Source organism: Pseudomonas aylmerensis (assembly GCF_001702265.1).
Classification (GTDB): Bacteria; Pseudomonadota; Gammaproteobacteria; order Pseudomonadales; family Pseudomonadaceae; genus Aquipseudomonas; species Aquipseudomonas aylmerensis.
The window spans coordinates 496,263-520,523 of record NZ_MAUE01000045.1; the positions used below are offsets into that span (position 1 = coordinate 496,263).

A 24,261-nucleotide genomic window follows, 5' to 3' on the forward strand; every position below is an offset into this window, starting at 1 on the left:
ATACGCGCGCTTCGCTTGAGTTCTCATTGGCTGGGTGCACATGGATAGTTGTTGCGTATTATTTCTGACTGAAATCAAGGGAAACGTTGGCGCGCCGAAACTAAAGTGTGCGGCGGGTTCACATAGACGTTGCCCAACGACCGTTCAGTCGGGATAATCCCTCGCACTGGGTAAATCGTATCGCCGCGTATCCGTGGCCCTACGCAACCCTCCCTATTCCGACCTCTGCAGACCTCTTCCTCATGCACAAAGAACCCCGTAAGGTCCGAGAGTTTCGCCGCCGTGAGCAGGAAATTCTCGACACCGCACTCAAGTTGTTCCTCGAACAGGGTGAAGACAGCGTCACCGTCGAGATGATCGCGGATGCCGTCGGTATCGGCAAAGGCACGATCTACAAGCACTTCAAGTCCAAGGCCGAGATCTACCTGCGCCTGATGCTCGACTACGAGCGTGATTTGAACGAGCTGCTGCATTCGGCCGATGTCGACAAGGACAAGGAGGCGCTGTCCCGTGCCTACTTCGAGTTCCGCATGCGTGACCCGCAGCGCTATCGCCTGTTCGATCGCCTGGAAGAGAAAGTGGTCAAGGGCCATCAGGTGCCGGAGATGGTCGAGGAACTGCACAAGATCCGTGCCTCGAACTTCGAACGCCTGACCCTGCTGATCAAGGGCCGCATCAGCGAAGGCAAGCTGGAAGACGTACCGCCGTATTTCCACTACTGCGCGGCCTGGGCCCTGGTGCACGGCGCCGTGGCGCTGTATCACTCGCCGTTCTGGAGTAATGTGCTGGAAGATCAGGAAGGCTTCTTCCAGTTCCTGATGGACATTGGCGTGCGCATGGGCAACAAACGCAAGCACAGCGCCGAGCTGCCACAGGCGCCTGCCGAAACGCCTGCCACCTGATAGTTGCTGTCGGGCGCAGTACCCCAGGAATATACTCAGGCAAGGACCTTGCTAAAAGCTGATTTATAGGTCAGCTTTTAGCACGCCCGATTCATCCTCTGCCGGAGTGATCCATGATCGTTGATCGTCAAGGCAGGCGTTTTCGCAATTTGCGGATCAGCCTGACCTCAGCCTGCAATTACGCGTGTACCTACTGCGTGCCAAACGGCAAGCGGCTGGTGGCTGCCCAGGACGAACTCTCGGCCGAGGCCATGGCCCGTGGCGTGGCCTATCTGATCGAGGCGGCAGGGATCGAACGCCTTCGCATCACCGGCGGCGAGCCGTTGGTCAGCCCCAAGCTGGAAGCCTTCATGGGCGCTGTCGGCGGGATGGGGCTCAGTGATATCAGCCTGACCACCAATGGCCAGTTGCTCGCGCGCAAACTGCCGCTGCTGGTGGATGCCGGAATTCGGCGTATCAACGTCTCCCTCGATACCCTGGATGCCGATGCTTTTCGCAGCATCGCGCGTGGCGGTGACCTGGCCACTGTGCTTGATGGCATGGACCAGGCCCGCGCCGCCGGGATCAAGATCAAGGTCAATATGGTGCCCCTGCGCGGCCAGAACCTCGATCAGGTGATGCCGTTGCTCGACTACTGCCTGGAGCGAGGCTACGAGTTGCGCTTTATCGAATTGATGCGCATGGGCCACCTGGCCAAGGACTCGAATGCATTCCTGCAGCAATTCGTCAGCCTGCAGCAATTGCTCAGCCTGATCGGCGAGCAGTATGAATACCTGCAAGCCAACGCGCCGGTCGATGCCACGGCAGTGCGCTACGAAGTGCCGGGCAAAGGCTTCTTTGGCGTCATCGCAAATGAAAGCGTGCCGTTCTGCCGCACGTGTTCGCGGCTGCGGCTGTCGTCCACTGGCTGGCTGCATGGTTGCCTGTCCTCGAGCAACCGTCACTACGTCGGCGACCTGTTGGATCAACCCCGCCACCAGGCGCTGCCGGCCTTGCAGGGCCTGTTGATGAAGGCGTTGGGTGACAAACAGGAAGTCGCGTTCTCTGGCGGTGCCACCATCATGAAGATCATCGGCGGCTAGCCCAGGCTGGCGCAGAACCCTGTGGGCGCGGGCTTGCTCGCGCATATGGTGTGCCGGTCAAAGGAAATACCGACTGATCCGCCGCATTTGCGAGCAAGCCGCTCCCCATTTGCTTTGCGCCGCTTGCGAGTGGCCTGGATTCTGCATCTCGTGCCCATTCGCCGGTTTTCCGTCACCGGCTTCTGGAGGATTAGGATGCGTAACCTGGTTTTGTTGCTGGCGTCGTTGACGCTGAGTGGTTGCATGACCGTCAGCGATATGGCCGAAGGCACCCGCTATCAGATGAGCGACGCCGGGTTGCTCGACCACAGCGATACCCGCCGGACCGCCTCGGTTCGCATACAGCCGGATTCCTTTGTGTTTATCGCCCAGGGTGCCTTCGTCCCACCGGGCAGCGCGTACCCGCGACCTAACGTGGTCGCCGAGGAAGCCTTCAACGGCTTCGTCGAATACTTCCCCATGGTGCGTCGTGCACGTCAGCCCGAAGGCCTCGAACAAGCCATGGCCGAAGCCCGTGCGGCCGGCGCGCACTACCTGTTGTACTGCCGGTTTGCCGCGGCGGATGACCGTATCGGCAATGCCGATGAGTGGACCGACCAGCAGGCCCTCGACCGCGTAGGCTTGGACAGCGGCGTAATCCAGATCATGTTGATCGAGACCAGCACCCAGTATTTGATTGATACTGCACGCATTCGCAGTCGTGGCGGTTTACTGACGTTCCACGACAACAAGCCAGAAGACCTGATTGCCCGCCCCCTGGCGCAGTACGCCCGCGGCCTGCTGGGAATGAGCGATCAGTAAGACACAGGAGATCCCCATGACCGATTCCGCCAAGGCCAATGATCTGTTGGCCCAACTGCCCAAGGGCAAGGGACCGGCGCCGGTGCATCTGTGGAACCCGGATTTCTGCGGCGACATCGATATGCGCATCGCCCGCGATGGCACCTGGTTCTACCAGGGCACACCTATCGGGCGTAAGCCAATGGTCAAGTTGTTCTCCAACATCATCCGCCGCGATGGCGATGATTATTTCCTGGTCACCCCGGTGGAAAAGGTCGGCATCCGTGTCGATGACGCGCCGTTTGTGGCGGTGACCCTGGACGTGCAGGGGCAGGGCGACAGCCAGGTGCTGCGCTTTACCACCAATGTCGATGAACTGATCGACGCCGGGCTTGAGCACCCTCTGCGGGTGGTCATCGACCCCGTCACCCAGGAACCTGCGCCGTATGTGCGGGTGCGCACCAACCTCGAAGCCCTGGTGCATCGCAACGTGTTCTACCAACTGGTGGAGCTGGCGGTGAGCCGTCCGATCAACGGTCAGAACTGGCTGGGCGTGTGGAGCGACGGGGTGTTTTTCCCGATTGGCCTGGAGCCCTGAGGGCGTTTTTCCCTTCCCCCTGAAATAATTCGCTTGCTGTGATCGGGCGGTTTCGGTTATCAATTTGTACATGATTAGACATGTTCGATTTGATAAGAAAAAACGCGTCGTCGACGAGCTCATCCGCCGTATCGAGGGTGGGGTGATGGCCGACGGTTTCCTGCTGCCGGGCGAGCATCAATTGGCCGAGGAGTTTGCGGTCAGCCGAGGCACCCTGCGCGAAGCCCTGGCCGAACTCAAGCGGCGCAATTACATCGCCACCCAGAGCGGCGTCGGCTCCATCGTCACCTTTGACGGCATGGTGCTCGACCAGCGCAGCGGTTGGGCCCAGGCGTTGGCTGACACCGGCGCGCTGGTGACCACCGACATTTTGCGCCTGGAAGCGGTCACCCGCCCGGACCTGCTCAGCCGTTTCGGCACTGACCAATTCATCGCCCTCGACCGCCGCCGGCGTACCACCGATGGCACAGCCGTGTCGCTGGAGCGCTCGCTGATGCCTGCTGCCGGTGGCCTCGACAGCCTGCCGCGTGTGGGGCTGATCGACAACTCCCTGACCATCACCCTGGCCGCCTACGGCTATGTGGGCGCCGAAGGTGACCAGTGGATCGGCGCCGAGCCCTTGAGCGATGAAGACGCCGAGTTGCTCGGCCGTCCAGCCGGCAGCGTGTTTCTCAAGGCCTCGCGTACCACTTATGACCGTCGCGAACGTTTCATGGAGTACGTCGAAAGTTTGCTCGACCCTGTGCACTTTCGCCTGCACCTGCAGTTCGGAGCGTCGAAATGACCCGGCAAAATCGCGCCCTCGGCGCTTTCTACGGCCTGGCGTTGGGCGATGCCCTGGGCATGCCCACTCAATCCTTGAGCCGCGAGCAGGTCCGTGCGCGTTTCGGTGCCATTACCGGCCTGGAAGACGCCGACGCCGATCAGCCCATCGCCCCCAACATGCCGGCCGGCTCCATCACCGATGACACCGAGCAGGCGATCCTGGTCGGCGATTTGCTGGTCGAAGGGCAGGGCAGCATCGAGCCGACCGTGCTCGCCCAACGCCTGATCGACTGGGAAGCGGTGATGCGTGCCAAGGGTTCGCAGGATCTGCTCGGGCCGTCCACCAAGCGCGCCATCGACATGATCCTCGCCGGCCACACCCCGGAAGAATCCGGGCGCTATGGCACCACCAACGGCGCAGCGATGCGCATCACGCCGGTGGGCATTGCCGCCGACGTCAGTGATCCGCTGCAGTTCATCCAGGCGGTGATCCAGGCTTGCCAGGTGACCCATAACACCACGCTGGGCATCTCCAGCGCGGCGGCAGTCGCGGCGGTAGTCTCGGCAGGCATCAATGGCGTGGACCTCGGTGAAGCGCTGAACATCGGCACGCAGATCGCCCAGCAGGCGGAAAGCCATGGTCACTGGGTGGCCGGCGGACGGATTTCTACGCGCATCAGTTGGGCGCGAACCCTGAGCGTCGGCAGCGGCGACAAGGCCCTGTTTGCCGAGCTGCTGTATGAATTGATCGGCACCTCCGTGGCTTCCCAGGAGTCCGTGGTGGTGTCGTTTGCCCTCGCCCAGCAAGTGGCGGTGGGTGAGTTGGATGCCTTCGAGGCGCTGTGCCTGGCCGCCAGCCTTGGCGGAGACACCGACACCATCGCCGCAATCCTCGGCGCCATGCTCGGCGCCTGCCTGGGCCTGCAGTGCTGGCCTGAAGCGATGATCGAACAGGTCAAGCAGGTCAATGGCCTGGATTTGCAGCCGTTGGTCGCGGGGCTGCTTACATTGCGCTGAACCCTGTAGGCGTGCCCCCCGGCTCCTACACAGGTCGCGTCGAGTCAGGATGACCGGTTAAAGCTTTGATTCTCTGCCACAACCACAACAATACAGGCACCAGGAGCACCCCTCATGAGCAGCACTTCTTCCGGCCAAAGTGCCGGGCAATTGGAAACACGCGGTATCGAACCGGTCCCTGAAGGCGAGTGCAACGGCCATCCGCTGCAACTGTTCTGGGTGTGGTTTGCGGCCAATATCAGCATCCTCGGCTTGCCGCTGGGCGCGACCCTGGTAGCGTTTCGCGGCCTGGCGATCTGGCAGGCGATCATCGTCGCGATCCTCGGCGCCGCCGGCTCTTTCGCGGTGGTGGGCATCATCTCGATTGCCGGCCGACGTGGCCGTGCGCCGAGCCTGACGCTGTCCCGCGCAATCTTCGGGGTACGCGGCAACATCGGGCCGACGCTGGTCTCGCTGATGTCGCGCCTGGGCTGGGAAACCGTCAACACCACCACCGCCGCCTTCGTGTTGCTGTCGTTGTGTTCGATCCTGTTCGGCTCGCCGGTCGAGGCCAAGAGCGCGCCGCTGCTGACGCTGATCTTCATCGCCATTTTCGTGCTGCTGACCCTGTCCGTTTCCGGCCTCGGCCACGCGACCTTGCTGGTGATCCAGAAATGGTCGACCTACGTGTTCGGCGCATTGAACATCCTGGTCGGCGGTTTCCTCTGCGCCACCATCGACTGGAGCGCGGTGTTCAACGCCACCCCGGCGCCGTTGAGCGCGATGATCATCGGTATCGGCACCATGGCGGCGGGTACCGGGATCGGTTGGGCCAACGCCGGTGCGGACATGTCGCGCTACCAGCACCGCAGCGTCAAGGCCGTGCGCCTGGTGGCGTCCGCCGCGTTCGGTGCGGGCATTCCGCTGGTGCTGCTGATCACCCTCGGCGGCCTGCTGTCGGTGGGCAACAACGACCTGGCGTCGGCGACTGACCCGATCATCGCGATCCGCGACATGCTGCCGACCTGGATGGCCGTGCCGTACCTGATCACCGCCTTCGGTGGGCTGCTGCTGTCGAACAACTTGTCGGTGTACTCGGCCGGCCTCACCACCTTGACCCTCGGCTTGAAGGTCAAACGTGTGCACGCGGTGATCGTCGATATCGTGGCAATCTTCGCCGGTTCCATCTACTTCATGCTGATCGCCGACAGTTTCTACGGCCCGTTCATCACCTTCATCTCGTTGCTCGCGGTACCGATCACCGCGTGGGTCGGGATCTTCGTGGTCGACCTGATCCACCGTCACTACTACAGCCCCAAGGACCTGCTCGACGTCAGCCCCAGCAGCGCCTATTGGTACCGTGGCGGGGTTGAGTGGCGCGCGTTTGGCGCCTGGGCCGTGGCGATCGTGCTCGGCTTCAGCTTCACCACCATCGGCACCACTGCCGAAAACATCTGGTTCGCCGGGCCGTTGTCCGACTCCTGGCTGGGCCACAACGGCCTGGGCTGGATTGTCACCTTCCTGGTGGCCGGCGGGATTTATGCGCTGCTGGGTGGCGCGGCTGACCGTCGTCCGGCTTTAGTCGAGAGTCACAATGTCTAGATTGCTGCACACCGGCCAGGTCATCGTTGACCTGGTCATGGCCCTCGACACCCTGCCCGCGACCGGCGGCGACGTGCTGGCGCAGTCGGCCAGCTTCGAAGCCGGCGGTGGTTTCAACGTGATGGCCGCCGCGCGCCGCAATGGGTTGCCGGTGGTGTACCTCGGGCGCCATGGCCGCGGGCGCTTCGGTGACCTGGCTCGTGCGGCCATGCAGGCCGAAGGCGTGGAAATCGCCCAGGCGGCCAGTGACGACAAGGACACCGGCCTGTGTGTGTCGCTGACCGAAGCCACCACCGAGCGCACCTTCATTTCCCACATCGGCGCAGAAGGCGACTTGACGGCCGAGGACTTGGCAGGCGTCGTGCCACGGGCAGACGACTATGTGTACGTCAGCGGCTACAGCCTGTTGCTCGAGGGCAAGGCGCAGGCGTTACTCGATTGGCTGCTGGCGCTGCCGCGCGCTATACCCGTGGTGTTCGACCCGGGCCCCTTGGTCAAGGCGCCGGACTCGGCGTTGATGGTTGCCTTGCTGCCGCGTATCGATATCTGGACCAGCAACGGCCCGGAGGCGCTCGCGTTTACCGGTGCCACGACGCTCGCCGATGCGCTGCTCGCACTCACTCGACATTTGCCTGCCGAGGCCTTGTTGGTGGTGCGCGACGGTCCGCAGGGTTGCTGGGTCAGTCGTCGGGGCAAGGCTGAGCATGTGCCGGGTTTCAAGGTCCAGGCGGTCGACAGCAACGGTGCGGGCGATGCCCATGCCGGGGTATTCCTGGCCGGTTTGGCCAGCGGCTTGCAACCGGCCCAGGCAGCCCGTCGCGCCAACGCCGCCGCTGCCCTGGCGGTCACGCGCTGGGGCCCGGCGACTTCGCCAGGGGCTGCCGAAGTGGACGCGTTGTTGGCAGAATAGGGGCACTCAGTACGGAGCCGTCCCATGACCCAGAACATCTACGACACGCCGGCCTTCTTCGAGGGCTACAGCAAAATGAGCCGCTCGGTGGAGGGCCTCGCCGGCGCGCCCGAGTGGCCCGCCTTGCAGGCCTTGCTGCCGCCGATGTCCGGTTTGAACGTGGTTGACCTGGGCTGCGGTTATGGCTGGTTCAGTCGCTGGGCCCAGGAGCAGGGCGCCGCACAGGTGCTCGGCCTGGATGTGTCGCACAAGATGCTGGCGCGGGCCCGGGCGATGACCTCGGCGCCGACCGTCACCTACGCCATCGCCGACCTGGAACAACTCGACCTGCCGGCGGGCACATTCGAGTTGGCCTACAGCTCCTTGGCGTTCCATTACATCGTCGACCTCAAGCGATTGTTCCAGACCCTCCATCAAGCGCTGGTGTCGGGTGGGCGGCTGGTGTTTTCCATCGAGCACCCGATCTTCATGGCGCCGCGCAACCCAGGCTGGCAGGTCGATGCTCAGGGTCGCAAAAGCTGGCCGGTGGACAGTTACCAATTAGAGGGGCCACGGGTGACGAATTGGTTGGCCGAGGGCGTGATCAAGCAGCACCGTACCTTGGGCACGTTGCTCAATATGCTGATCCAGACGGGGTTCACGCTGAGCCATGTGCAGGAGTGGGGGCCGAGCGAAGCCGACCTCAAGGCCCTGCCAGCGTTGGCAGAAGAGCAAGAGCGTCCGATGATGCTGCTGGTCTCGGCGCATCGCTGATTGGCGACATCGCGAAAAAAAATATGTGGGCGAGTGGTGGCGAGGGAGCTTGCTACGGTTCGACAGCGCAGCCGGAGCAAACTCCCTCACCACAGCCCGGAATGGGTTTTGAAATGTGGGGAAGACTGGCGTCAGCCAGCCTTTCGCAGCGCTTCAATCAGTTGATCCTTGCGCATGTTCGAGCGGCCCGGAATGGCCCTGGCCCGCGCTTCCTGCAGCAAGCTCTGCTTGGTTTGCGTCGCCAATGAGGCCCGGCTGTTGCGCGCATGGCCGTCACGGCTGGCCACGGCACGCTTGGCCGAGTCGCTGCGGGCCTGGGACTTTTCCTGCGGGGCTTTACGCTGACCCGAGCCACCGGCCTTTTCGCCACCGCCAGACTGCTTGTTGACGGTAGCCCAGGCGCGGGCCTCAGCTTCATCCTTGGGTACGCCCTGGTGCTCGTAACTCTGTTCGATACGGGCAGCCTTGCGCTTCTGTGCGGCGGTGTATTTGGCTTTGCTTCCTAGAGGCATTGCGATACTCCCACTGGCCCTGTCGCCAGGGCCAGACCAGACAAAATGGATTACTGAGGGCTTTCACTTTCAAGCTTGCGGGCCTCGTCGACACCGGAGGCGGTCAGCTTGATCGGCAGGTTCAACGAGTATTCACCGGCGTCGTCGGTGGTCACATGCCCATCCTTGATCAGCCCGCGGTCCTGGAGGAACGCCAAGACACTGGCCACCACCTTTTCGCCGCGGTAGTTATCCAGCACCTCCTTGCCCAGGCCGTTCGGGTGGGCGTGCAACAGGCGGGTGAGGACTTCTTTTTCAAGGTTTCTATCGACGTTCATGCGTACCTCTTCACTGGGAAATGATCGGGTGTTGGTGTTGCTATCGATCCATCAAGGCGCAGGCTGTTTCGGCGCGCCAGGCACGTTCGAGTCGTCGCCTTTGTTGATGTTGGGTTGATTGATCGCGGGGCCCATCTTGCCATTGCCGACGGCGGCCGGAGCCTGGCGTTGGGTGTCGTTGCCCTGGGTGCGCGGGTCTGCGCCTGGCTGGATGATCGCGCCGCCGTTGGTGTCCATGCCGGTGCCCATCGAGTCCTGGGACTCCTGGGTGGCAGGGTTTGGCGAGCTACCGGCCGGGTCAGTCTTGCCGGTGGACGAGGTGGCAGCGAAGGCGCCCAGCGATGTGGCAGACAACAGGCCGGTGAGGGCGAGGGCGGCAAACTTGGAATTCTTCATGAGGGTGTCTCCATATGATTAATGTCCTTACCCTCTATTGGTCCGCCCGGCTTCGGCGTTCGTGCCTTGATGGCGACGAACGGTATTAGCCCACCTGTAAGATTTTGTGTGTCGAGAGCCTGCGCGCGATCAGGCGGGCCACGGTGATCATCCAGTTCAGTGCGGCGATGGCCAGCACGCAGAGCATCAGGGTCGACAGGCCGTACTCGACGATGATCTTGCCCGCCAGCAGCGGAAAGCCAAACACGCCGACGAAGTACCCGAGGCTGAACAACAGCAGGGCCTGGGACGTGGTGCCGGGTGGTGCTTCATTGGCCACCAGCCCGTTGATCACCGAGTACGTCAGGCCGTAACCCACGCCCAACGTGGCAGCCGCGAGCAGGTAGCTGAGGTTGCCGTTCACCCCAAAAGCAAACAGGGCGATCGACCCGAGCATCAACCCGGACAACACGCAGGCGGCACGGTAGGCGTCGCGCTTGACCACGAAGCCGGCGATCAACAGCCGGCTGGTAATGGCGGCACTCAGGAACCCGCCGAAGAACAGCGAATAGTCCAGGCCATGCGCGGCTGCGTAGCTGGTCTGGAACGATGAAAGCCCACCAAATACGCACCCTCCCAAGCCGACCATCAGGATGGCGAACGCCGCCCTGGAAGACAGCACTCTGCGGCTGGCAGCCCAGGAAATACGGGCGGCCGGCACGTTCGTGTGATGCTTGAGCCGAGCGCCCATACGCCAGAACATCACCACACCGGCGAGGCTGGCCAGCCCGGCAATATAGAACGCGCTGGTCAGGGGCAGGTCCAGCGCGCTGGCGGCCCGCCCGAGCAGGGGGCCGGAGCCGATCCCACTCAGCATGCTGCCCGACAGCAGCGCAAAGTACTTGGCTCGCTGGCGTGGTTCTACCAGCAAGGTCACGATGATCGGCCCCAGTGTGTAGAACACGCCCCAACCCAATCCCAGGGCCAGCCCGCACACCATCAAGCCTTGGCCAAACCCGGGCACCAGGGCAAAACCCAGGCACGCCACCACCAGCAACACGCCCATCCCGGCAATCGCCCGGGCCGCGCCCAGCGCATCGGCCAAATGCCCGGAGAGCACCACGGCCACGAAGGTGCTGAGCATCGCCATGGAAATCACGCTGCCGGCATCATGGTCGTTGCCGCCACGCGCGTGAATCAGCAGCGACAGCAAAAACGTTGAACCGTAGGACAGGGACAGCAGGAAGCTGGCAAGGCAGAACAGCGCGAAAGTCTTCGCGCCCACCGGCGGAGTGGCGTGCATGGGCAAGTCTCGAATCGTTGGCGTTATGCCGACTGTTTACCATGGGCGGCCACGGCGATTGTTCTGTGGTTGGTGGTGCTCGGATCACTGCGCGACGGAGTAAAGCACCCGCACCCTCTCGAAATTGCACTGCAACTCGTCATGAAAGCGTCTTAGTATGTGTGCTTTGAAATTGCCCAAGGCTCGCCCATGACCATCGAGATTCGCCCCGCCGTGCCCAGCGATGCTGCGCAGATCCTGACTTTCATCACCGAGCTTGCCGAGTACGAGAAGGCCCGGCATGAAGTGATCGCCAGTGTCGCGGACATCGAGCGCAGCCTGTTCAGCGAGGGCGCGACCGCCCATGGCCTGATCTGCTTGCGGGACGGCTTGCCGATCGGTTTTGCCGTGTTCTTTTTCAGTTACTCCACGTGGCTGGGCAGCAACTGCCTGTACCTCGAAGACCTGTACATCAACCCCGAGCAACGCGGCGGTGGCGCCGGCAAGAAGCTCTTGCGGCATTTGGCCAAGATCGCTTGTGACAACGGCTGCGGCCGTTTCGAGTGGAGCGTGCTGGACTGGAATGAGCCGGCGATTGCCTTCTACAAATCCATCGGCGCCCAGCCGCAGGAAGAGTGGGTTCGCTACCGCATGGAAGGCGATGCGCTGCGCGACTTTGCCCTCGGCTAGTCCCCCAGCCTGTAGACACTGAAGATCAACAGGTGGGAGCGGGCTTGCTCGCGAATGCGCTGGATCAGTCAACTCATGTGTGACTGGCCACGGCATTCGCAAGCAAGCCTGCTCCCACATTTTTTTGATTTTTGCTCACTATATGGGATGCAAATTTATATATTGAGATATTTCAAAAGATGGGTTTATAGTCGCCTGCATCAGCACTCACTACCAAAAATAAAACAGGTGAAGCGATGCAGCCCCAACCGTTGTCGTTACCCGCTGTGCCCGAGCCCACCTATGGTGAACGGCTGAAGAACAAAGTGGTGATCATCACGGGCGCCGCCCAGGGCATTGGCGAGGCGATCGTCGCCTGTTTCCAGGCCCAGCAGGCACGCCTGGTGATTGCCGATATCCAGGGCGACAAGGTCGAGAAAGTCGCCGCCCATTGGCGCGAACGTGGCGCCGAGATCGTCGCGCAACCCGTCGATATCACCTCCAAGACGCAGTGGCAGGCGTTGGTCAATGTCGCCATCGAACGCTTCGGTCGCGTCGATGTGCTGGTCAACTGCGCCGGGGTCAACGTGTTCCGCGACCCGCTGGAGATGACCGACGAGGACTGGCGCCGCTGCTTCGCCATCGACCTCGACGGCGCCTGGTACGGCTGCCGTACGGTGCTGCCGCACATGATCGAGCAGGGCATCGGCAACATCATCAACATCGCCTCCACCCATTCCAGCCACATCATTCCCGGTTGCTTCCCATACCCGGTGGCCAAGCATGGCCTGCTCGGCCTCACTCGCGCGCTCGGCATCGAATACGCGCCCAAGGGCATCCGCGTGAATGCCATCGCGCCGGGCTACATCGAAACCCAGCTCAACGTCGACTACTGGAACGGTTTCCCCGACCCCCACGCCGAACGCCAGCGTGCGTTCGACCTGCACCCGCCCAAGCGCATCGGCCAGCCGATCGAAGTGGCGATGACTGCATTGTTCCTGGCGACTGACGAGGCGCCCTTCATCAATGCGACCTGCCTGATGATCGATGGCGGGCGCTCCGTGATGTACCACGACTAGAACTTGTAACGCTCAATAACAACAAGAGGTGGCTCATGTTCAAGAAGACACTAGGCACTCTGGCGCTCGCGATGGCGTTCAGCAGCGTGGCACTCGCCGAAGAAGTGAAGATCGGCTTCCTGGTCAAGCAGGCCGAAGAACCCTGGTTCCAGACCGAATGGGCCTTCGCCGAAAAGGCCGGCAAGGACCAGGGTTTCACCGTGATCAAGATCGCGGTGCCCGACGGTGAGAAGACCCTGTCGGCCATCGACACCCTCGCGGCCAACGGCGCCAAGGGCTTTGTGATCTGCCCGCCGGACGTGTCCCTTGGCCCGGCGATCATGGCCAAGGCCAAGCTCAATAACCTCAAGGTGCTGGCGGTCGACGACCGTTTCGTCGACGCCAAGGGCAAGCCTATGGAAGACGTGCCCTACGTCGGCCTGGACGCTTACAAGATCGGCCAGAAACAAGGCGAAGCCATGGCCACCGAAGCGAAAAAGCGTGGCTGGGACTGGAAAGAAACCTACGCCGTGATCAACACCTTCGACGAGCTGGAAACCGGCAAGAAACGCACCGACGGCTCGGTGGAAGGCCTCAAGGCGGCGGGCCTGCCGGCTGACCATATCCTCTTCAGCGCGCAGAAAACCCTCGACGTCCCCGGCAGCATGGACGCCACCAACTCGGCGCTGGTGAAGCTGCCCAGTGGTGCGAAAAACCTGCTGATCGGCGGCATGAACGACAGCACCGTGCTGGGCGGCGTACGCGCCACGGAAAGCGCCGGCTTCAAGGCGGCCAACGTGATCGGCGTCGGCATCAACGGTACCGATGCAATCGAGGAATTGAAGAAATCCAATACCGGTTTCTACGGCTCGATGCTGCTGAGCCCGGATGCCTCGGGTTACAAAACCGCCAGCGCGATGTTCGAGTGGGTCACCAAAGGCACCGAGCCTGCCAAGTTCACCGCCCTGGACAATGTCACCCTGATCACCCGCGACAATTTCAAGCAAGAGTTGAGCAAAATCGGGCTGTGGAAATGAGCGGCGCGGCCCTGCGTTTCAATGGCATCGGCAAGGAGTTTCCCGGTGTGAAAGCCCTGGCGCAGATCAGCTTTGAAGCGCGGCCGCATTCGGTACATGCGCTGATGGGCGAGAACGGCGCCGGCAAGTCGACCCTGCTGAAGATTCTCGGCGGCGCCTACCTGCCGAGCAGCGGCACGCTGCAGATCGGCGAGCAGACCATGGACTTCAAATCCGCCGCCGACAGCATCGCCAACGGCGTCGCGGTGATCCACCAGGAGTTGCACCTGGTGCCGGAAATGACGGTGGCGGAGAACCTGTTCCTCGGGCATTTGCCGACGCGTTTTGGCGTGGTCAATCGCGGGCTGTTGCGCCAGCAGGCGCTGGCCTGCCTCAAGGGCCTGGCCGATGAGATCGACCCCGACGAAAAGCTCGGGCGGCTGTCCCTCGGGCAGCGCCAACTGGTGGAAATCGCCAAGGCGCTGTCGCGGGGTGCGCATGTGATTGCTTTCGACGAGCCGACCAGCAGCCTGTCCGCCCGCGAGATCGACCGCTTGATGGCGATCATCACGCGGCTGCGCGACGAGGGCAAAGTGGTGCTCTACGTGTCCCATCGCATGGAAGAAGTGTTCCGCATCTGCAACGCCGTCACGGTGTTCAAGGATGGCCGCTACGTGCGCACCTTCGAGGACATGAGCACGCTGACCCACGATCAACTGGTGACCTGCATGGTCGGCCGCGACATCCAGGACATCTATGACTATCGCCCGCGCGAGCAGGGCGAGGTGGCGCTGAAGGTCGAGGGGCTGCTTGGCCCGGGCCTGCGTGAGGCGGTCAGCCTGCAAGTGCACAAGGGCGAGATCCTCGGGCTGTTTGGCCTGGTCGGTGCCGGGCGGACCGAGCTGTTCCGGTTGCTCAGCGGGTTGGAGCGCGCGACCGCCGGCCACCTGGAATTGAACGGGCAGGCGCTGCTCTTGCGCTCGCCCCGCGATGCCATCGCCGCTGGCGTGTTGCTGTGTCCGGAGGACCGCAAGAAGGAGGGCATCATTCCGCTGTCCAGCGTCGCCGAGAACATCAACATCAGTGCGCGGGGTGCGCATGCCACGTTTGGCTGGCTGCTGCGCGACGGCTGGGAGAAGGGCAACGCCGATAAGCAGATCAAGGCGATGAAGGTCAAGACGCCGAACGCCGAGCAGAAAATCATGTACCTGTCGGGGGGCAACCAGCAGAAGGCCATTCTCGGCCGCTGGCTGTCGATGCCGATGAAAGTACTGCTGCTGGACGAGCCGACGCGTGGCATCGATATCGGCGCCAAGTCGGAGATCTACCAGATCATCCACAACCTCGCCGCCAGCGGCATCGCGGTGATCGTGGTGTCCAGCGACCTGATGGAGGTGATGGGCATCTCCGACCGCATCCTGGTGATGAGCGAAGGCGCCCTGACCGGCGAATTGACCCGCGATCAAGCGGATGAAGCACGGCTGCTGCAACTGGCGCTCCCGCGTTCGCGGGCTTGAAGAATAAGAGGGTTTGGCTATGTCTGAGGTAAAAACTGCAAAGGGCTTCTGGCCGGGTTTCAACCAGCGCAAGTTTCTCGATGACTGGGTGATGCTGCTGGCGGCACTCAGCATCTTTGTGCTCAGCGCGTTGTTTATCGACAACTTCCTCTCGCCGCTGAACATGCGCGGCCTGGGCCTGGCGATTTCCACCGTGGGCATCGCGGCGTGCACCATGTTGTTCTGCCTGGCGTCGGGGCACTTCGACTTGTCGGTGGGCTCGGTGATCGCCTGCGCCGGCGTGGTGGCGGGGATCGTGATCCGCGACACCGACAGCGTGGTGCTCGGTGTGTCCGCCGCCTTGGCCATGGGCCTGGTGGTGGGGCTGATCAACGGTATCGTCATCGCCAAGCTGCGCATCAACGCGTTGATCGCGACCCTGGCGACCATGCAGATTGTGCGCGGCCTGGCCTACATCTTCTCCAACGGCAAGGCCGTCGGGGTGATGGACGAAGGCTTCTTCGTGTTCGGCAACGGCCAACTGATGGGCGTGCCGGTGCCGATCATCATCACCGTGCTGTGCTTTGTGTTCTTCGGCTGGCTGCTCAACTACACCACCTACGGGCGCAACACCATGGCGATTGGTGGCAACCAGGAAGCGGCGCTGCTGGCCGGGGTAAACGTCGACCGCACCAAGATCATCATCTTTGCCGTGCACGGTTTGATCGGCGCGCTGGCCGGTGTGATCCTGGCCTCGCGCATGACCTCGGGCCAACCGATGATCGGCCAGGGTTTCGAGCTGACGGTGATCTCTGCCTGCGTCCTGGGCGGGGTCTCGTTGAGCGGTGGTATCGGCATGATCCGTCATGTGATTGCCGGGGTGCTGATCCTGGCGATCATCGAGAACGCGATGAACCTGAAGAACATCGACACCTTCTACCAGTATGTGATCCGTGGTTCGATCCTGTTGCTGGCGGTGATTATCGACCGCATGAAGCAACGCTAATCAAAATGTGGGAGCTGGCTTGCCTGCGATAGCGGTGTGTCAGCCTGCACATTTACTGGCTGACACGCCCTCATCGCAGGCAAGCCAGCTCCCACAGTGGATCTCCTCTGTTCAGGAGGGCTGCATTTGCCATAATGGCGCCGTTTTCGTACCACCACATAGGCCCGATATGCAGGAAAACGCCCACACTCCCGTCAAAGACGCTGCGCCTACCGGCACCCAGACCCTGCTGCGTGGCCTGGGCGTGGTGCAGGCGGTTGCGGCCGGTGCGCGGGATCTGAAAGAGATCGCCAAGCGCATCGGCACCACCCGCAGTACCACGCATCGCCTGGCCAGTTGCCTGGTGGAAGAGCGCTACCTGCGCGTGGTGCCGCAGGTCGGTTACCTGCTGGGGCCGAAGTTGATCGAGCTGGGCTTCCAGGCCCGCGAAGAGTTGCCGCTGGTGACCCTGGCCATCCCGTATCTGGATGAGCTGTCGGCGCTGACCGGCGACACCATCCACCTGGCCATTCGCGAATACGATGACGTGCTCTACCTGCACAAAAATCCAGGCCGCAACGGTCCGGAAATGCGCTCGCGGGTGGGCCATCGCATGCCATTGGCGCGTACCGGAGTGGGCAAGGCGATGCTGCTGGATGATACCGCGCAGGAATGGCAGCGGCTGTACGAAGCCAGCCTGCCGGCGGGAGGCAAGAGCCTGCAATGGCCGCAGCACCCGGAACAGACCTGGGCGCAGTTCGAGCAGCGCATGCATGAATACGTGGTGGGGGGCTACGCGTTCGATCTGGAAGACAACGAACCGTCGATCCGTTGCGTGGCGGCACCGGTGCGCGATGCCAGCCGGCGAATCGTCGCCGGCATCAGCATCGCCAGTACCGTGCCCTACATGCCGCTGGAGAAAATGGCCGAGCTGATCCCTGTGATCAAACAGGTCGCGGCCCGGCTTTCCGCGGAGTTGGGCGCGAAGGCCTGATCAGGCCTTCAGGGTCGCCATGTCGATGACAAAGCGGTACTTCACATCACCGGCGATCATGCGGGCGTAAGCCTCGTTGATCTGGCGGATGTCGAGCCTTTCGATGTCGCAGGTGATGCCATGCTCGGCACAGAAATCCAGGACTTCCTGGGTTTCGGCAATGCCACCAATCAACGAGCCGGCCAGCACTTTGCGGCCCATCACCAGCTTGGCCGCATTCACCGGCGGGTCTACCGGCTCGATCAGGCCTACCAGGATGTGCACGCCGTCAAAGCGCAGTACATCGAGGTAGGGGTTGAGATCGTGTTGTACCGGGATGGTGTCCAGCAGGAAGTCGAAGCTGCCGGCGGCGGCCTTCATCTGCTCGGCATCGGTGGACACGATCACGTGATCGGCGCCCTGGCGACGGCCTTCTTCAGCCTTGCTCGCCGAACGGGTGAACAAGGTCACTTCCGCGCCCATGGCCTTGGCAAACTTGATGCCCATGTGGCCCAGGCCACCCATGCCCAGCACGCCGACTTTATCGCCGGCCTTGACGCCGTAGTGCTTGAGCGGCGAGTAGGTGGTGATGCCGGCGCAGAGGATCGGCGCGGCGCTGGCGAGGTCGAGCTTGGCTGGAATCTTGACCACGAAGTGCTCGCTGACCACGATGCTGTCGGAGTAGCCGCCCATGGTGTTGCTGCCGTCGACGCGGTCGGGGGTGGCGTAGGTCATGGTCGGGCCTTCGAGGCAATATTGCTCCAGGTCCGACTTGCACGCGTCGCAGTGGCGGCAGGAGTCGACCATGCAGCCTACGCCGACCAGGTCGCCGACTTTGTGTGCGGTGACGCTGGCGCCGACGGCGGTGACTTTGCCGACGATCTCGTGGCCCGGCATCAGTGGGTACACGGCGATGCCCCACTCGTTGCGTGCCTGGTGGATGTCGGAGTGGCAGACGCCGCAGTAGAGAATCTCGATGGCCACGTCATCGGCACGTGGGCTGCGACGTTCAAACGACATGGGGGCGAGGGGAGTGGTGGCCGACTGGGCGGCATAACCGATAGCGGTGTACATGGATAAACCTCGCAAAAGCTTGGACTGGGGAGGTGGCGCATTCTGCGCGCCGACCCCGGGTGCGACCATGGCAAATGCTCCGAGTCTCATGCCTAAAGCTCCGGAGGAGCAGCTAAAAGCGGCAAGCTGCAAGCGGCACGCTATAAACTGCGGACATTCTTGCAGCCTGTGGCTTGAAGCCAGCTGGCCTGCACCAAGACGTATCTTTGCGAGAACTGCTTTTATGTTGTTGACCCGCCATCTCGATGCCAACGCCACGCTGGTTTCCTTGATTGAGGGGCTCACGCCCTGCGACGGTTTCTCCCCGACCCACTTGCCCGGCGTGCAGGTCTTGCGCGCCAGTTGCGACGTGGCGCGCGGGCCGCAGATCTATGAGCCGAGCCTGATGTTCGTGGCGCAGGGCAGCAAGGTCGCCTACCTGGGCCCGCGCACGCTGGAGTACGGCGCCGGTCACTACCTGATCCAGGCGATGCCGGTACCGTTCGAATGCGAGACCTTTGCCATGGCGCCCGACGCCCCGTTGTACGGGGTGACAGTGGGCATCGATCGGGTGGTATTGGGTGAGTTGGTCATGGCCATGGGCATGCAGGCCGGGCCGCCGCCGACGGCGCAGACCCTGGAATCGATGAGCTCGGTGGTGCTCGACGATGCGATGCGCGGCTGCGTCGAGCGGCTGTTGCAGTGCCTGCACGATCCGCTGGAAAGCCGGATCATGGGCCCGGCGCGGGTGCGCGAATTATTGTTCACCGCCTTGCGCGGGCCCCAGGCCGATGTACTGCGCGCACTGGTGGAACAGCAGGGGCAGTTTTCGCGGATCGCTACCTCGTTGAATCACCTGCATGCCCATTACGCCGAGCCGCTGAATATCGAGACGTTGGCGGGGTATGCGCACATGAGTGCGTCGACGTTCCATGAGCATTTCAAGCGCTGCACCTTGTTGTCGCCGGTGCAATATCTGAAACGGCTGCGCCTGCTCAAGGCCCAGCAGTTGCTGCTGGTCGAAGGCATGGGCGTGGCGCAGGCGGCGCATAACGTGGGATACCAGAGCACGTCGCAGTTCAGTCGCGAGTACAAGCGCTACTTTTTGCGCAACCCCGGTGAAGAGCGGGCTGCATAATTCCATCAGGCACAACAGCGTAAATGTGGGAGCGGGCTTGCTCGCGAATACGCTGGGTCAGTTAACACATTCCTCAACAGACAGACCGCCTTCGCGAGCAAGCCCGCTCCCACATTTGACCGAGGTGACTGGTTTTTTTTCGGGCCACAAAAAAAGGCTCCCATTTGGGAGCCTTGTTTGTTCAAGCGACGGACTTACATGTTCGGGTAAGTCGGCCCGCCTGCGCCTTCCGGCGTGACCCAGGTGATGTTCTGCGAAGGGTCCTTGATGTCACAGGTCTTGCAGTGCACGCAGTTCTGGGCGTTGATCTGGAAGCGTTTTTCGCCGTCTTCCTTGGTCACCACTTCATACACGCCGGCCGGGCAGTAACGCTGTGCCGGTTCATCGTAGAGCGGCAGGTTGGTGCCGATCGGGATGCTCGCGTCTTTGAGCTTCAAGTGGCACGGCTGTTCTTCTTCGTGGTTGGTCCCGGAGATGAACACCGAGCTCAACTTGTCGAAGCTCAGCTTGCCGTCGGGTTTCGGGTAGTCGATCTTCTTGCTGTCCTTCGCGAGCTTGAGGCAGGCGTAGTCCGGCTTGGTGTCGTGCAGGGTGAACGGCATCTTGCCGCCGAGGATGTTCTGGTCGAACCAGTTGAAGCCGGCGCCGATGATCGGACCGAACTTATGCATCGCCGGGCCGAAATTGCGGCTGGCGAACAGCTCTTCGTAGAGCCAGCTGGACTTGAAGCTGTCGACGTAAGCGGTCAGTTCATCACCGCCTTCGGATTCTGCAAACAGGCGGTCGGCCACGGCGTCGGCGGCGAGCATGCCGGACTTCATCGCCGTGTGGCTGCCTTTGATCTTGGCGAAGTTCAGGGTGCCGAGGTCGCAACCGATCAGCGCGCCACCTTTGAAGACCATCTTCGGCAGCGAGTTCAGGCCGCCTTTGCAGATGGCGCGGGCGCCGTAGCTGATGCGCTTGCCGCCTTCCAGGTACTGCGCCAGCACCGGGTGATGCTTGAGGCGCTGGAACTCGTCGAACGGCGACAGGAAGGTGTTGCTGTAGGACAGGTCGACGATCAGGCCGACGACCACCTGGTTGTTTTCCAGGTGATAAAGGAACGAGCCACCGGTGTTCTCGGCGCTCATGATGTCCAGTGGCCAACCGGCGGTGTGCACCACCAGGCCTGGCTGATGCTTGGCCGGGTCGATTTCCCAGATTTCCTTCAGGCCGATGCCGTAGTGCTGGGCGTCGGCGTCGCTGTCCAGGTTGAAACGCTGGATCAGTTGCTTGCCGATGTGGCCACGGCAACCTTCGGCGAACAGCGTGTACTTGCCACGCAGTTCCATGCCGGGGGTGTACAGGCCTTCTTTCGGATTGCCTTCGCGGTCGACGCCGAGGTCACCGGTGATGATCCCGCGGACCACGCCGTTTTCGTCGAACAGTGCTTCCTGGGCGGCGAAGCCTGGGTAGATTTCCACGCCCAGGTTCTCGGCTTGCTGGGCCAGCCAGCGGCACAGGTTGCCCAGGGAGATGATGTAGTTGCCTTCGTTGTGCATGGTCTTGGGCACGAAGAAGTCAGGCACCTTGGTGGAGGCGTCGGGGCTGCGCAGTACATAGATGTCATCGCGCACCACCGGGGTGTTGAGCGGGGCGCCGAGGGCTTTCCAGTCCGGGAACAGTTCGTTCAGGGCGCGGGGTTCAAACACGGCACCGGAGAGGATGTGGGCGCCGACTTCGGAGCCTTTCTCGACCACGCAGACGCTGATTTCCTTACCGGCTTCGGCGGCCTTCTGCTTCAGTCGGCAGGCGGCAGACAGTCCCGCCGGGCCAGCGCCGACGATGACCACGTCGAATTCCATGTATTCGCGTTCCACAGGCTATCTCCTACTCAAGGCTCAACAGGCTTTTTTTCTAATGGGTGGAGGTTCGGTGTCGTATCCATCATCACTGTGCCAAATGGCAGGGGATGACCCACCTTTCTCTCTAGGTGGCGCATTATATCTACACCACTGTCAGCGTCCAATACAAACGTTTGTTTGAATTGCCCGCAGGCTAGGTAAATCAAAGAGGCGCGGCTTATGACTGGCTATTTTGCCGTATTGACCAGAATAGGTGTTCCGGTCAATATACGGTCGGTTTTGCGCTTACCGTAGGCAGACTGCAGGTTTCAAGAGCACGTCCAAAAGCAAGACAGGTGACGCGCGTCCAAACAATGGCGCGCAGTTTACACGCTGCGATAAAGAATGACCTCTCAGTCACCACTGACGAACGGTCGTCACTTCCCGTGAGCAAGGTCACTCGCCGAGGTTTTTGGAGGTGCCCTTGTGTGCCGATGAGCATCAACCGCCAGGTTCGCCTAGGCGACTTTCTTTTCACCGGAGAGTAACGAGGAATCCATGAAGGTTCTTGTAGCTGTCAAACGCGTTGTCGATTACAACGTGAAAGTTCGCGTCAAGGCGGACAATTCCGGCGTCGACCTCGCTAACGTCAAGATGTCGATGAACCCTTTCTGCGAAATCGCCGTGGAAGAAGCCGTACGCCTGAAAGAGAAAGGCGTGGCGACTGAAATCGTCGTGGTTTCCATCGGCCCTACCACTGCTCAAGAGCAGCTGCGTACCGCACTGGCACTGGGCGCCGACCGCGCCATCCTGGTTGAATCCGCTGAAGAGCTGACCTCCCTGGCCGTGGCCAAGTTGCTCAAAGCCGTTGTCGACAAGGAACAGCCTCAGCTGGTGATCCTTGGCAAACAGGCCATCGACAGCGACAACAACCAGACTGGCCAGATGCTGGCTGCCCTGACCGGTTACGGCCAGGGCACCTTCGCCTCCAAAGTCGAAGTGAGCGGCGACAGCGTGGCTGTGACCCGTGAAATCGACGGCGGCGCACAGACCGTTTCGTTGAAACTGCCGGCCATCGTCACCACCGACCTGCGTTTGAACGAGCCGCGCTACGCGTCCCTGCCAAACATCATGAAAGCCAAGAAGAAGCCGCTTGAGTCGGTGACTCCAGACGCTTTGGGCGTTTCCACCGCCTCCACCAACAAGACCGTCAAAGTCGAAGCGCCTGCTGCACGCAGCGCGGGTATCAAGGTCAAGTCGGTGGCTGAACTGGTCGAGAAACTGAAAAACGAAGCGAAGGTAATCTAAACATGACTATCTTGGTAATCGCTGAACACGACAACAAGGTGCTGGCCCCGGCTACCCTGAACACTGTGGCGGCCGCTGCGAAAATCGGTGGCGACATTCACGTATTGGTAGCAGGTCAAGGCGCTGGCGCCGTGGCTGACGCCGCTGCGAAAGTGGCTGGCGTGAGCAAAGTACTGCTGGCCGACAACGCCGCCTACGCGCATCAACTGCCGGAAAACGTTGCCCCGCTGGTCGCGGAACTGGGTGCTGGCTACAGCCACATCCTGGCTGCGGCTACGTCCAACGGCAAAAACATCCTGCCACGCGTTGCTGCGCAGCTGGACGTTGACCAGATCTCCGAGATCATCTCGGTAGAAAGCGCTGATACCTTCAAGCGCCCGATCTACGCCGGTAACGCCATTGCCACCGTGCAATCGACCGCTGCCATTAAAGTGATCACCGTACGCGCCACCGGTTTCGATCCGGTTGCTGCTGAAGGGGGTTCGGCTGCGGTTGAAGCTGTTGCTGCTGCCCACGACGCTGGCACTTCCAGCTTCGTTGGCGAAGAGCTGGCCAAGTCCGATCGTCCTGAGCTGACCGCTGCCAAGATCGTCGTTTCCGGCGGCCGTGGCATGCAGAACGGTGACAACTTCAAACACCTGTACGCCCTGGCCGACAAGCTGGGCGCCGCGGTCGGCGCTTCCCGCGCGGCCGTCGACGCAGGTTTCGTACCCAACGACATGCAGGTCGGCCAGACCGGTAAAATCGTTGCGCCACAGCTGTACATCGCGGTCGGTATCTCCGGCGCGATCCAGCACTTGGCCGGTATGAAAGACTCCAAAGTGATCGTCGCGATCAACAAGGATGAAGAAGCACCGATCTTCCAGGTGGCTGATTACGGCCTGGTGGCGGACTTGTTCGAAGCCGTTCCCGAGTTGGAGAAGCTGGTCTAATCCAGTCGCTTCACTTATAAAGAGCCCGGTCCTTGTGACCGGGTTTTTTTTGCCTTGGTAGGTGCCGACTTGCCGGCTCCTACAAGGGATGCGTTTTGTGATGGGGAGAGTCTGTGATGGAATTGCGTCGTTGGGTGGTGCTGTTGCTGGGTGTGTCACTGCTTCCGAGCCTGACGCTGGCGGCGGGCAAATGTGAGCGCCTGGTCATCACCGGCAGCCCGGACGCACCGCCGTTGCTCTGGCGTGATCCCCAGGACCCCACGCACCTGATCGGCGCCACCGCCGATGTGTTGCAGCAAGTCGCCAAGGACCTCGGCTTGAAGGTCGACCTGCTCTACGGCGGCAAACGTTCCCTGGCCCTGGATGAAGTGCGCAGCGGGCGCATGGACATCCTCGCCGACGCACCGCTGAACCTGGGCGAGCTGGAGACCCTCGACTACATCCACCCGGCGCTGGTGCAGACCGACTATCTGGTGTGGACACGCAAGGACTCGGCACTGGTCTACAACACGGCCGCCGATTTGCACGGCCACAAGGGCGCAGTGTCGGAGCGGGCACGCTTGAGCCGTGAGTTCGAAACCCTCGCCGATCAGCAACTCACCCTGCAACGTCTACCGAGCCTGACGCCGGCTTTCCAGAAACTGTTGCTGGGCGAGGTGGATTACGTGCTGGCCGGGCGTTACTCGGGCATGGCCATGGCCCAGACATTGGGCATGAGCAACGACCTGCTCGCCCGCGAAACCCCGATCGATCAGCCCGGCCTGTACCTGGCGATTTCCCACAACTCGGCCTGCAATGATCCGTGGTTGCGCGGACAGCTCGCCAAAAAGATGACAGAATTGCCCGGGTCTGGTGTGGCGGAAGCCGCGCTGCAGCGCAATCTCGAGCGTTGGAAAGCGCAATTGCAACAACCCGTCGGCACCCCAACAAAGTAGG

General features: G+C 62.0%; 25 protein-coding genes. 19 read left to right on the forward strand and 6 right to left on the reverse strand.

All coding sequences use genetic code 11. The annotated features are described in order from the left end of the window. The first annotated feature begins 242 nt into the window (after positions 1-242). From BBG20_RS28075 to BBG20_RS28115, 9 genes are all read left to right on the forward strand, one after another. A complete protein-coding gene (locus BBG20_RS28075; protein ID WP_065909300.1) occupies positions 243-902 on the forward strand; it encodes a TetR/AcrR family transcriptional regulator in 660 nt (219 codons plus the stop codon). A gap of 113 nt (positions 903-1,015) precedes the next feature. Then, positions 1,016-1,984 (forward strand): GTP 3',8-cyclase MoaA, encoded by a 969-nt coding sequence (locus BBG20_RS28080; protein WP_065909301.1) that lies wholly within the window; start codon positions 1,016-1,018, stop codon positions 1,982-1,984. Positions 1,985-2,179: 195 nt separating this feature from the next. Further along, entirely contained in the window at positions 2,180-2,785 is a 606-nt protein-coding gene (locus BBG20_RS28085) for a DUF4823 domain-containing protein (protein ID WP_065909302.1), read from the forward strand. Positions 2,786-2,801: 16 nt separating this feature from the next. Next, positions 2,802-3,362 (forward strand): DUF1285 domain-containing protein, encoded by a 561-nt coding sequence (locus BBG20_RS28090; RefSeq protein ID WP_065909304.1) that lies wholly within the window; start codon positions 2,802-2,804, stop codon positions 3,360-3,362. Positions 3,363-3,432: 70 nt separating this feature from the next. Then, on the forward strand, positions 3,433-4,146 hold the full coding sequence (locus BBG20_RS28095; RefSeq protein WP_065909306.1) for a GntR family transcriptional regulator: 714 nt from the start codon (positions 3,433-3,435) through the stop codon (positions 4,144-4,146). After that, positions 4,143-5,144, forward strand: a complete 1,002-nt coding sequence (locus BBG20_RS28100) for an ADP-ribosylglycohydrolase family protein (protein ID WP_065909311.1) — start codon at positions 4,143-4,145, stop codon at positions 5,142-5,144. The genes BBG20_RS28095 and BBG20_RS28100 overlap by 4 nt, the downstream gene beginning before the upstream one ends. A gap of 114 nt (positions 5,145-5,258) precedes the next feature. After that, entirely contained in the window at positions 5,259-6,725 is a 1,467-nt protein-coding gene (locus tag BBG20_RS28105) for a purine-cytosine permease family protein (RefSeq protein WP_065909313.1), read from the forward strand. Beyond that, the gene (locus BBG20_RS28110) at positions 6,718-7,635 is read left to right on the forward strand and encodes a PfkB family carbohydrate kinase (RefSeq protein ID WP_065909315.1); all 918 of its coding nucleotides are present in this window, start codon (positions 6,718-6,720) and stop codon (positions 7,633-7,635) included. The genes BBG20_RS28105 and BBG20_RS28110 overlap by 8 nt, the downstream gene beginning before the upstream one ends. A gap of 24 nt (positions 7,636-7,659) precedes the next feature. Then, positions 7,660-8,388 carry a class I SAM-dependent methyltransferase gene (locus BBG20_RS28115; protein WP_065909318.1) on the forward strand — a complete coding sequence of 243 codons (729 nt, stop codon included), beginning with the start codon at positions 7,660-7,662 and terminating at the stop codon, positions 8,386-8,388. 131 nt (positions 8,389-8,519) lie between these two features. Here BBG20_RS28115 and BBG20_RS28120 read toward each other — a convergent pair whose 3' ends face one another. The 4 genes from BBG20_RS28120 to BBG20_RS28135 all read right to left on the reverse strand — a co-directional run bounded on the left by BBG20_RS28120 (position 8,520) and on the right by BBG20_RS28135 (position 10,895). Then, complete coding sequence (locus BBG20_RS28120) at positions 8,520-8,900, reverse strand: termination factor Rho (protein WP_065909320.1); 381 nt, start codon at positions 8,898-8,900, stop codon at positions 8,520-8,522. Between the two features lie 50 nt (positions 8,901-8,950). After that, on the reverse strand, positions 8,951-9,217 hold the full coding sequence (locus tag BBG20_RS28125) for a hypothetical protein (RefSeq protein WP_065909322.1): 267 nt from the start codon (positions 9,215-9,217) through the stop codon (positions 8,951-8,953). Between the two features lie 51 nt (positions 9,218-9,268). Beyond that, positions 9,269-9,613, reverse strand: coding sequence for a hypothetical protein (locus BBG20_RS28130; RefSeq protein WP_065909324.1), 345 nt, complete (start codon positions 9,611-9,613; stop codon positions 9,269-9,271). A gap of 85 nt (positions 9,614-9,698) precedes the next feature. Beyond that, the gene (locus BBG20_RS28135) at positions 9,699-10,895 is read right to left on the reverse strand and encodes an MFS transporter (protein ID WP_065909328.1); all 1,197 of its coding nucleotides are present in this window, start codon (positions 10,893-10,895) and stop codon (positions 9,699-9,701) included. A gap of 189 nt (positions 10,896-11,084) precedes the next feature. On the opposite strand from BBG20_RS28135, the gene BBG20_RS28140 reads away from it, so the two are divergent. From BBG20_RS28140 to BBG20_RS28165, 6 genes are all read left to right on the forward strand, one after another. Continuing rightward, positions 11,085-11,564 (forward strand): GNAT family N-acetyltransferase, encoded by a 480-nt coding sequence (locus tag BBG20_RS28140; protein ID WP_065909330.1) that lies wholly within the window; start codon positions 11,085-11,087, stop codon positions 11,562-11,564. 236 nt (positions 11,565-11,800) lie between these two features. Then, entirely contained in the window at positions 11,801-12,622 is an 822-nt protein-coding gene (locus BBG20_RS28145; protein ID WP_065909332.1) for an SDR family oxidoreductase, read from the forward strand. 35 nt (positions 12,623-12,657) lie between these two features. Further along, the gene (locus BBG20_RS28150; RefSeq protein WP_065909335.1) at positions 12,658-13,638 is read left to right on the forward strand and encodes a substrate-binding domain-containing protein; all 981 of its coding nucleotides are present in this window, start codon (positions 12,658-12,660) and stop codon (positions 13,636-13,638) included. Then, positions 13,635-15,134 carry an L-arabinose ABC transporter ATP-binding protein AraG gene (gene araG / locus BBG20_RS28155; RefSeq protein WP_065909337.1) on the forward strand — a complete coding sequence of 500 codons (1,500 nt, stop codon included), beginning with the start codon at positions 13,635-13,637 and terminating at the stop codon, positions 15,132-15,134. Before BBG20_RS28150 ends, araG begins: the two co-directional genes overlap by 4 nt. 19 nt (positions 15,135-15,153) lie before the next feature. Next, positions 15,154-16,119, forward strand: a complete 966-nt coding sequence (araH, locus tag BBG20_RS28160) for an L-arabinose ABC transporter permease AraH (protein ID WP_028617559.1) — start codon at positions 15,154-15,156, stop codon at positions 16,117-16,119. Between the two features lie 169 nt (positions 16,120-16,288). After that, entirely contained in the window at positions 16,289-17,092 is an 804-nt protein-coding gene (locus tag BBG20_RS28165) for an IclR family transcriptional regulator (RefSeq protein ID WP_065909342.1), read from the forward strand. Here the strand turns inward: BBG20_RS28165 and BBG20_RS28170 are convergent, their stop codons facing one another. Continuing rightward, complete coding sequence (locus BBG20_RS28170) at positions 17,093-18,145, reverse strand: NAD(P)-dependent alcohol dehydrogenase (protein WP_065909344.1); 1,053 nt, start codon at positions 18,143-18,145, stop codon at positions 17,093-17,095. It abuts the gene before it with no gap. A 223-nt stretch (positions 18,146-18,368) separates the two neighbouring features. Here BBG20_RS28170 and BBG20_RS28175 point away from each other — a divergent pair, with 223 nt between their 5' ends. Further along, a complete protein-coding gene (locus BBG20_RS28175; protein ID WP_065909348.1) occupies positions 18,369-19,262 on the forward strand; it encodes an AraC family transcriptional regulator in 894 nt (297 codons plus the stop codon). A gap of 194 nt (positions 19,263-19,456) precedes the next feature. On the opposite strand, the gene BBG20_RS28180 is transcribed toward BBG20_RS28175, so the two are convergent. Then, complete coding sequence (locus tag BBG20_RS28180) at positions 19,457-21,121, reverse strand: electron transfer flavoprotein-ubiquinone oxidoreductase (protein ID WP_065909350.1); 1,665 nt, start codon at positions 21,119-21,121, stop codon at positions 19,457-19,459. 522 nt (positions 21,122-21,643) lie between these two features. Here BBG20_RS28180 and BBG20_RS28185 point away from each other — a divergent pair. The 3 genes from BBG20_RS28185 (at position 21,644) to BBG20_RS28195 (ending at position 24,260) form a co-directional block, all read left to right on the forward strand. Then, the gene (locus BBG20_RS28185; RefSeq protein WP_016973648.1) at positions 21,644-22,393 is read left to right on the forward strand and encodes an electron transfer flavoprotein subunit beta/FixA family protein; all 750 of its coding nucleotides are present in this window, start codon (positions 21,644-21,646) and stop codon (positions 22,391-22,393) included. A 2-nt stretch (positions 22,394-22,395) separates the two neighbouring features. Beyond that, positions 22,396-23,325 carry an electron transfer flavoprotein subunit alpha/FixB family protein gene (locus tag BBG20_RS28190; protein ID WP_065909352.1) on the forward strand — a complete coding sequence of 310 codons (930 nt, stop codon included), beginning with the start codon at positions 22,396-22,398 and terminating at the stop codon, positions 23,323-23,325. 116 nt (positions 23,326-23,441) lie between these two features. Further along, positions 23,442-24,260 (forward strand): substrate-binding periplasmic protein, encoded by an 819-nt coding sequence (locus tag BBG20_RS28195; RefSeq protein ID WP_065909354.1) that lies wholly within the window; start codon positions 23,442-23,444, stop codon positions 24,258-24,260. The last annotated feature ends 1 nt before the right edge of the window (position 24,261 follow it).